Origin of the sequence: Dactylosporangium sp. NPDC000555, assembly GCF_040300025.1 — a bacterium.
In the GTDB taxonomy this organism is placed as follows: Bacteria; Actinomycetota; Actinomycetes; order Mycobacteriales; family Micromonosporaceae; genus Dactylosporangium.
The window spans coordinates 1-10281 of the sequence record NZ_JBEPDB010000148.1; the positions used below are offsets into that span (position 1 = coordinate 1).

A 10281-nucleotide genomic window follows, 5' to 3' on the forward strand; every position below is an offset into this window, starting at 1 on the left:
CCACCGTTATCTACACTTGTTGGGCTAATATCTCCCCCCCGCCGATCCTCTTCCCACCTCCAGAAACGTGTGGATCCCGGCCGGGGCGGGCGCGGCCGTGGAGAGGTAACCCGCAAGGGGCGCGGCCGGCACGCCGGCCTCCACGGTGACCGTGACGGGCCGGGCACCGCCGGCCAGTACGGCCTCGGCACAGGCCGCGACGGCCGGGTGGTCGCCGTGCCCGGCGGGGACCACCAGCAGCCAGTCGCCGCCGAGGGCACCGGCGTTGGTCGTGGCCAGCGGTTGCCACCCGGCCTGATAGATCACTCCCCGCGACGACCCGGCTCCGTCCGCGGTGCCGCCGGGCGCCGCCGCGTACCGGCCGCGGCTCGGCAGCCAGTAACGCTCGTACTGGAACGGGTAGGTGGGCAGCGGGACCACACCCCGGGCGGAAACGGCCGGCACCGCCAGCTCGGTCCAGGACACGGACGCGCCGTCACACCACGCCTCGGCCATCGAGGTCAGCAGTCGATCCCAGCCACCCTCGCCACGGCGCAATGTGCCGATGGCGGTGACCGCGCGGGCGGCCTCCTCGGCGGTGCCCTCGACGCCTGGGGTGAGCACGGGATGCGGGCTCACCTCGACGAACCGGGTGAAGCCCGCGTCCAGCAGGGTCCTCGTGCCGCGGGCGAACTCGACCGGCTCCCGCAGGTTCCGGTACCAGTAGCCGGCATCCAGTTCGTCCCCGTCGACGCGCTCGCCGGTGACGGTCGAGTAGAGCGGAATCTCGGTGGCGCGCGGCTCGATGTCCGCGAGCGCCTCGAGCAGCTCGCCCCTCACCTGGGCGACCTGGGCCGAGTGGGCGGCGTAGTCGACGGGAATCCGGCGGGCGCGCACGCCCTCGCGCTCGCAGTCCGCCAGCAGCGCGTCCAACGCCGCCGGCTCGCCGGCCACGACCACGGCGCCCGGACCGTTGACGGCGGCGACGCCGATGCTGTCGCCGTACGCGGCCAGCAGACCAGCGGCGCGCTCCCGGCCCACCGCGAGGGACACCATGCCGCCCGCGCCGGACAGCCGGCGCAGTGCCCGGCTGCGCAGCGCAACGACCTTCGCCGCGTCGGCCGGAGTGAGCGCGCCGGCGACACAGGCGGCGGCGATCTCACCCTGGCTGTGGCCGATCACCGCGTCCGGGCGTACACCGGCGGCGCGCCACTGCGCGGCCAGCGCGACCATCACGGCGAACAGCACCGGCTGCACGACGTCGACCCGATCCAGGGAGGCCGACCCGGGCTCGGCACGCAACACGCCGGTCAGCGACCAGTCCACGTGCGGGGCGAGCACGCGCTCCAGCTCGGCGATACGGGCCGCGAACTCCGGCGCGGCGTCGAGCAGGTCGGCGGCCATCCCCGGCCACTGCGCCCCCTGGCCGGGGAAGACCAGCGCGGTACGGCCCGATCCCGCCTGTCCGCGCACGATGCCGGGCACGGTGCGGCCCTCCGCGAGATCGTGCAGAGCGCTCAGGAGCGAGTCGCGATCCGGCCCGACGACGGCGGCGCGGACGGCGAAGGCCGAGCGGGTGGTGGCCAGGGCATGGGCCACGTCGGCGAGCGGAAGCCCCGGATCGGCGACCAGGTGCGCCCGCAGCCGGGCGGCCTGCGCGCGCAGCGCCGCCTCGGTGCGGGCGGACAGCGGCAACGCCACCGGACCCGCGACCGGCGCCCCGCCCGCGATCGGGCCGGACGGCTCGGCGGGCGCCTCCTCAAGGATGACGTGCGCGTTGGTGCCGCTCATGCCGAAGGCCGAGACGCCGGCCCGGCGCGGCTGGTCGCCGGTCTCCCAGGGCAGGGCCGCGCTCAGCAGCTCGACGCCGCCGCCGGACCAGTCGACGCGGGTGGTGGGCTCGTCGACGTGCAGCGTCCGGGGCATCAGCCGGTGCCGCAGGGCCTGAACCGTCTTGATCACACCGGCCACGCCCGCGGCGGCCTGGGTGTGGCCGATGTTGGACTTCAGCGAGCCGAGCCGCAGCGGTTCGCGGCCCTGCCGCTGCTGGCCGTACGTCGCGAGCAGCGCCTGCGCCTCGACCGGGTCGCCGAGGACGGTACCCGTTCCGTGCGCCTCGACGAGGTCGATGTCCACGGCCGACAGGCGGGCGTTCGCGAGCGCCTGCCGGATCACCCGCTGCTGTGCCAGTCCGCTCGGCGCGGTGAGGCCGTTCGACGCGCCGTCCTGGTTGACGGCGGAGCCGCGGACCACGGCGAGGACAGGGTGGCCGTTGCGGCGGGCATCGGACAGGCGCTCGACCACGAGCATGCCGGCGCCCTCGCCCCAGCCGGTGCCGTCGGCGGTCTCGGCGAAGGAGCGGCAGCGCCCGTCGGAAGAGAGACCCCGCTGCCGGCTGAACTCGACGAAGACGTCCGGCCCGGCCATCACCGCCGCGCCACCGACGAGGGCGAAGGTGCACTCGCCGGCGCGCAGCGCCTGGCCGGCGAGGTGCAGGGCCACCAGCGACGAGGAACAGGCGGTGTCCAGGGTGACCGCGGGCCCCTCGAGACCCAGCTGGTACGAGATCCGGCCGGAGGCGACGCTGGCGACGTTGCCGGCGAGCAGGTGACCTTCGACGTCGGCTCCTTCCGGACCGGCGCCGTAGCCCTGACCGGCGACGCCCACGAAGACGCCACCGGGGCTGCCCTTGAGCCGCGCCGGGTCCATGCCGGCCCGCTCCAGCGCCTCCCAGGCCGTCTCCAGCAGCAGGCGCTGCTGCGGGTCCATGGCCAGCGCCTCGCGCGGCGAGATGCCGAAGAACGCGGCGTCGAAGTGGCCGGCATCGTCGAGGAACCCGCCGCCGGTGGTGTAGAAGGTCCCGGCGTGCTCGGGGTCGGGATCGTAGAGCGCCCCGACGTCCCAGCCACGGTCCGTGGGTATGGTCGAAATCGCGTCGACCCCGTCGGTGACGAGCGTCCAGAGGTCCTCGGGCGACCGCACGCCGCCGGGGAAACGGCAGGCCATGCCGATGACGGCCAGCGGCTCCGCGGCGTCGGCGGCGGATGCCCCTGCCTCCGGTACGGGCGCGGCCGACTCCGGTCCGCCGTCGGTCAGCAGGGCGTGGAGGTGCGCGCCGAGCGCGGTGGCGGTGGGGTGGTCGAACATCAGCGTGACCGGCAGGGCCAGACCGGTCGCGGCACCGAGCCGGTCGCGCAGTTCCACGGTGGTGAGGGAGTCGAAGCCCAGCTCGCGCAGCGGCCGGTCGGGGTCGAGCAGGTGTCCGGCGTCGTGATTGAGCGCCCGGGCCGCCTCCGCCGTCACCAGGTCACGCAGCAGGGCGTGCTGCTCGGCGTCGGCCAGCCGGGCGAACCGGCGCCGCCACCCGGCGGGGACGTCGCTGTCGGTGCCGGCCGCGGTGCTCGCCGCCGCCGTGGCCTCGGGAACACCGCGCAGCAGGGTGCTGGGGCGCGCCGCCGTGAACATGGGCACGAACCGCTTCCAGTCCACGTCGGCGACGACGACGTGGGTGTCGCCCAGGTCGATCGCCTGCCGTAGGGCGGCGAGCGCGGCGGCCGGGTCCAGGCCGATCAGGCCGTGCCGGCGCAAGCCGGTGCCGGCCTCCCCGTGTGCCATGCCGGTACCGGCCCAGGGCCCCCAGGCCACGGACGTGGCGGGCAGCCCGCGGGCATGGCGGCGCGCGGCGAGCGCGTCCAGGTGGGCGTTGGCGGCCGCGTAGCCGCCCTGCCCGCCGCTGCCCCAGGTGCCGGCGATCGAGGAGAACAGGACGAACGCGTCCAGGGGCGCACCGTCGAGCAGTTCGTCGAGGTGCGTCGCGCCGAGCGCCTTGGCGGCAAGCTCCTCGTTGTCGGTCTCGTCGGTGCGGTCCGCGATGCGGGCGACGCGGACCACACCGGCGGCGTGGAAGACGGCACTGGGCAGGTCCCCGGCCGCACGCAGGCGATCCAGCAGCCCGGCGACCGCGGCCCGGTCGGCCACATCGCAGGCCAGCACGGTGACCCGCGCGCCCGAGCGCTCGAGGTCGGCGGCGAGTCCGGCGGCGCCGGGCGCCGCGATGCCGCGCCGGCCGGCGAGCACGAGGTGTCCGGCACCGTCGGCGGCCAGCGCGCGGGCCACCTCGGCGCCGACGCCGCCGGTACCGCCGGTGATGAGGACGGTGCCGGTCGGGGTCCAGCGGGCCCGCGACGGCGCCACGGCCCGAGCTGCGGCCCGGGCGGAGCGCACGAGACGACGACCGAACGCCCCGGCCGGGCGGATGGCGATCTGGTCCTCGTCACCGAAGGCACCGGCCAGGGCCGCGACGAGCATGCGCAGGGCGCCGGGATCCGATACAGAGGGCAGGTCCACCAGGCCGCCCCAGAGGTTCGGGTGCTCCAGGGCTGCGACCCGGCCGAGACCCCAGATCCGCGCCTGGAACGGGTCCGGGGCCGCGTCCTGGGCCACGCCGGACGTGACGCACCAGAGCCGAGCGGCGATACCGGCGTCGAGCGTGGCCTGCACGAGCCGGACGGTCGGGGTGAGGCCGTCACCGCCCGACGCGAGCAGGGACAGCACCCCCACCGCCGCGGTGCCGGCGAGCCGTTCAGCCAGTTCCGAGCGAGTGGTCGCGGGCCCGACCGGCAGCACGGTCACCTCGGCGCCGTACTCGGCGAGTGCCGCTTCGGCAGCGTGCGCCGCCTCGCCGGCGGCCGGCACCACGAGCAGCCACCGTCCGGTGAGGCGGGGGTCACGCGGCGCGGCGAGCGGCTCCCACGAGATCTCGTAGCGCCAGGCCGCGGCGTTGCGCTCCTGGCGTGCGCGCGAATGCCAGGTCGACAGCGCCGGCAGCACCTCGCCGAGCGGTGCCCGGTCGTCGACGTTGAGCAGGGCGGCCAGGCCCGGGGCGTCGGAGCGCTGGATCAGGTCCCAGAAGCCGTCCGCGTCGTCCGCCGGCTTGGCGGGCGCGGCGGTGGGCCAGAAACGCCGGTGCTGGAAGGGATAGGTGGGCAGATCGACCTGGCGTCCCGGCGCGGGCCAGGTGACCGGTACGCCCCGCACGTGCAGGCCGGCCAGTGCGGCGATCACCGACCGCACCTCGGGACGGTGCTTGGCCAGCAGCGTCAGCGGCGTGAACCCGCTGTCCGGGGGCAGGCACTCGGCCAGCATCGCGGTGAGCACGCCGCCCGGCCCGACCTCGAGGAACGTGGTGGCACCCTCGGCCCGTAGCCGCCGGGCGCCGTCGAGGAAGCGCACGGTGCCACGTACGTGCCGCACCCAGTAGTCGGCGGAGCACAGCTCCTCCCCCGAGGCCGGCTCGCCGGTCAGGTTGGAGATCACCGGTAGCCGCGGCCGGGCGTACGCGATGGACTCCGCGATGGCGCGGAACGCGTCCAGCATCGGGTCCATGTGCGCGGAGTGGAACGCATGGCTGACGGCGAGCCGCCGGGACCGGCGGCCGAGCCGGCTGAACCGTTCGGCGACGGCCCGCACCGCGTCCTCGTCCCCGCTGAGCACGGTCGCGGTGGGTCCGTTGACCGCCGCGATCGCCGCCGGGCCACCGGCGAGCGCCTCGCGGACCTCCACCTCGGTCGCCTCCACCGCCACCATGACGCCACCCGCCGGCAGCTCGTCCATGAGGCGCCCGCGGGCGGCGACCAGCCTGGCGACGTCGGCAAGGCCCAGTACGCCGGCGACGTGAGCGGCGGCGAGCTCGCCGACGGAGTGTCCGATCAGCAGGTCCGGCCGTACTCCACGCTGTTCCAGCAGGCGGTACAGGGCCACCTCGACGGCGAGGAGCGCGGGCTGGGTGTAGCGGGTCCGGTGCAGCAGGGACGCCGCCTCGGTGCCCTCGGCGGCGAACATGATGTCCCGCAACGACAGGTCGAGGTGCGGCTCGAGGTGGGCGAGCACCTCGTCGAGGGCGTCGGCGAACGCCGGCTCGGCGCGGTAGAGCTCGGCGCCCGCCGCGGCGATCTGGCTGCCCTGGCCGGGGAAGAGGAAGGCGGTCCGGCCCGTTGTGTCCGCGCTGCCGGTCACGAGCGCCGCGTCCGGGAGACCGTCGGCGAGCGCGGCGAGCGCCTGCCTCGTCCGGGTGCCGTCGTGGCGCAGGATCGCGGCGCGGTGCCGCAGCCGGGCCCGCCCGGTGGCGAGGGTGTGGGCCACGTCCGCCGGGTCGTCGCCGGGGTGGGTGTCCAGATGCGCGCCGAGGAGGGTGGCCTGGGCCCGCAACGCCTCCGGGGTCGCGGCGGAGAGCAGCAGGGGCGCCGGGAGCCCGTCGACGGGAACGTTCGCGTCCGCGTCGGTCGCGGGCGCCTCTTCGAGTACCACGTGCGCGTTCGTGCCGCTGATGCCGAACGACGAGACGCCGGCCCGCCGGGGCTGACCGGCACGGGGCCACTCGGTCAGGCCGGTGAGCAGCCGCAGTCCGGACGCGGACCAGTCGACGTGCGGCGTGGGCGCGTCGACGTGCAGGGTCGGCGGGAGCGCGGCGTGACGCATGGCCAGCGCCATCTTGATCACGCCCGCCATGCCCGCGGCGGCCTGGGTGTGGCCGATGTTGGACTTGACCGAGCCGATCCACACCGGATCGTCGGCGCCGTGTTCGGCGCCGTACACGGCCTGCAGCGCCTGCGCCTCGATCGGGTCGCCGAGCCTGGTGCCGGTGCCGTGGGTCTCGACCGCGCCGACGTCGGCGGCACGGATTCCGGCGTCCTGCAGCGCGGCACAGATGACCTGCTGCTGGGCGGTGCCGTTGGGCGCGGTGAGCCCGTTGCTGGCGCCGTCCTGGTTGATCGCGGTGCCGGCGACGAGCGCGAGCACTCGGTGGCCGAGGCGGCGGGCGTCGCAGAGCCGCTCCATCAGCAGGACCCCGGCCCCTTCGGACCAGGAGGTGCCGTCGGCGTCCGCGGAGAAGGCCTTGCACCGGCCGTCCGGTGCGAGGCCTCGCTGCCGGCTGAACTCGACGAAGACCGTCGGGCCGCTCATGACGGTGACGCCGCCGGCCAGCGCCTGCACACACTCGCCTCGGCGCAGCGCCTGCGCGGCCAGATGCATCGCGACCAGTGAGGAGGAACAGGCTGTGTCGAGGGTGACCGCGGGACCGTTCAGGCCGAGGGTGTAGGCGACACGGCCGGACAGGATGCTCGCGCTGATACCGGTCAGGACGTGGCCTTCCACGTCCGCGTCGGCCTCGGCGAGCCGCGACATGTAGTCCTGGCCGTTGGTGCCGACGAAGACGCCGACGGACCCGCCCCGCAGCGAACCGGGGTCGATCCCGGCGTGTTCGATCGCCTCCCACGTCGTCTCGAGCAGCAGCCGCTGCTGGGGATCCATGGCCAGCGCCTCGCGGGGTGAGATCCCGAAGAACTCCGCGTCGAAGCCGCCCGCGTCGGCCAGGAAGCCGCCGCGCCGGCTGTACGTGGTGCCCGGTCGCTCGCGGTCCGGGTCGTACAGCCGGGCGGTGTCCCAGCCGCGGTCCTCGGGCCAGTCGGTGATGGCTTCCCTGCCTTCGGCGAGCAGCTGCCAGAACGCGTCGGGTCCGTGCACGTCGCCGGGGAAGCGACAGCCGATGCCGACGATCGCGATCGGCTCGTCGGACGCGTCCGGTGCCGCGGGGGCCCCCGGTTGCGCCGCCGCGGCGGCCGGTGTCCCGGTTCCGGCGAGCTCCGTGGCCAGGTGGGCGGCGAGTGCCCGCGGCGTGGCGTGGTCGAAGACCAGGGTGGTCGGCAGCCGCAGGCCGGTGGCGGCGGCGAGCCGATTACGCAGGTCGACCGCGTTGAGCGAGTCGAAGCCCATCTCGGCGAAGGCGCGTGCCGGGTCCACGGCGGAGGAGGTGTCGTGGCCCAGAACCCGGGCGGCCAGGTCACGGACGAGGCCGGTGAGCAGGTGTACCCGCTCGGGGCCGGGCATGGACGCGAGCCGGGTGCGCAGCGAGCCCAGGTCCTCGGCGGCCTCCGCCGGGTCGTCCGGGTCGTCCGTGCCGGGCAGGCCACCGAGCAGGGCCGAGCGGCGCATGCGACCGGACGCGACGAAGCGTGACCAGTCGACGTCCGCGACGACGGTGCTCTCCCCGCCGCCGGCCAGGATCCGTTCCAGCGCCTGGATCGCCGTAGCGGGGTCCATGGCCCGGACGCCGGAGCGCTCCAGCTGATCCACGCTGCGCTGGTCCACCATGCCGGGGCCGCCCCACACGCCCCAGGCCACCGAGGTGGCCGGGAGGCCCGCCGCTCGCCGCTCGGCGGCGAACGCGTCCAGCGCGGCGTTCGCCGCGGCGTAGTTGGCCTGGCCGGCGCCGCCCACGACGCCGCTGAGCGAGGAGAACATCACGAAGGCGTCGAGGTCGCGATCCCTGGTCGCCTCGTGCAGGTTGACGGCGCCGGCGAGCTTGATCCGCAGTACGGTGCTCAACCGCTGCGGCGTCATGGCGTCGAGGACGCCGTCGTCGAGGACGCCGGCCGCGTGGAACACGGCGCTCAGGGGCCACTGCCCGGGGATCGCGGCGAGCGCGGCGTCGAGCTGTTCCGGGTCGGCGACGTCGGCCGCGGTGATGGTCACGGCGCAGCCGAGGCCGGTGAGCTCCTCGCGCAGCTCCGCCGCGCCGGCGGCCGCCATGCCGCTGCGGCTGAGCAACAGCAGGTGCGGGGTGCCGTGCGCCGCGAGGCGGCGGGCGAGGTGGGCACCGAGCCCGCCGGTGCCGCCGGTGATCAGGACCGTGCCCGAGCCGGGCCGGCGTTGCGGCGCCGGGCCCGGCCGGGGGGCGGGCGTCAGCCGGCGTCCGTACACACCGGTGGATCGCACCGCGACCTGGTCCTCGTCACGGACGGCGGACAGGACCGTCCGGAGCCGGGCGACGACTCGTTCGTCCACGCGCGGAGGCAGGTCGACCAGGCCGCCCCAGCGCTCCGGCTGTTCCAGGGCCACGGTGCGGCCGAGGCCGGCGACGGCGGCGTGGGCGGCCGGTCCGGGCCGCTCCCCGGAGCCGATGGCGGCCACGGCGCGCGTGGCGAACCACAGCGGGGCATACACCTCGGCGTCGCCGAGGCTCTGCACGAGCGTGAGGGTGAGCGACAGGCCGCCGGGCAGGTCGGGGTGGCCGGGCTGCGGGCGCGGCTCGTCGGCAAGCAGCGACAGAACTCCGGCGACGGTACGGTCACCCAGCGCCTCGCGGATCAGCGCGGTCAGCGACTGCCGGTCCTCGGCCGGCCCGGGGACGGCAAGCTGGATGATCTCCAGGCCGGCCGAGGCGAGCGCGGCGGGTACGTCGTCGCCGGTGCCGGCGTGCTCCGGGGTCACCACGAGCCAGGGCCCGGCCGACGGCGTCGCGGGAGGCAGGGACAGCGGTTGCCATGCCACCCGGTAGCACCACGAGTCGGCGCGCTCGGCTCCGGCACGCCGGGCGCGCCACGCGGACAGCGCCGGCAGGACTTTGCTCAGCGCGTCGGCGTCGACATCGAGCATGTCCGCGAGCTCGGCCGGCGAACGGTTGTCGAGCTCGCGCAGGATGTCGCCGCCCGTGGCGGTCGCGGACGGTGTCGCCGGCGGGCCCGGCCAGTAGCGCCGGCGCTGGAACGGATAGGTGGGCAGCTCGATCGGCGGGGTCGCGGCGCCGCCGAGCGCGCCGGTCCAGTCGACGGGCAGGCCCCGCGCCCAGGCTTCGCCCAGCGAGCGCAGCAGGCGCCGCAGCCCGTCCTCGCCGCGCCGCAGGGTTCCGAGGGCCACGACCGGCGTGCCGGCGGCCTGGGCGGTGTCCTCGATGCCGGCCGTGAGCACCGGATGCGGGCTCATCTCGAGGAAGGTGGTGTGGCCGGATTCGGCCAGTGCTCGCACGGCGGGCGCGAAGGCGACGGTCTGGCGCAGGTTGCGGTACCAGTAGTCGGCGTCCAGGGCGGCGCTGTCCACCCAGCCGCTGTCCACGGTCGAGTAGAACGGCACCGTTCCGGTCAGCGGGCTCAGCCCGGCCAGCGCCGCCCGCAGGGAGTCACGGACTTCTTCGACCTGCGCCGAATGCGAGGCGTAGTCGACCTCGACGAGTCGCGCCCGCACGTCACTCGCGGCGCACCGCGCCACCAACTCCGTGACAGCGTCGGGATCGCCCGCCACCACCGTCGCCGCCGGCCCGTTGACCGCGGCGATACCGATCCGGCCGGACCAGGGCGCGATCAGCTCCGCCGTCTCCTCCCGCGACCGAGCGACCGACGCCATCCGACCCTTACCCGCGAGAACACGCAAAGCCTTGCTGCGCAGTGCGACGACCTTCGCTCCGTCCTCCAGCGACAGCCCACCGGCCACCACCGCCGCCGCGATCTCCCCCTGCGAATGCCCCAC

At 75.6% G+C, this 10281-nt stretch carries 1 protein-coding gene; it reads right to left on the reverse strand.

All coding sequences use genetic code 11. The features are described 5' to 3' along the window. Positions 1-24 precede the first annotated feature (24 nt). Complete coding sequence (locus ABT297_RS41570) at positions 25-10281, reverse strand: type I polyketide synthase (RefSeq protein ID WP_502885721.1); 10257 nt, start codon at positions 10279-10281, stop codon at positions 25-27.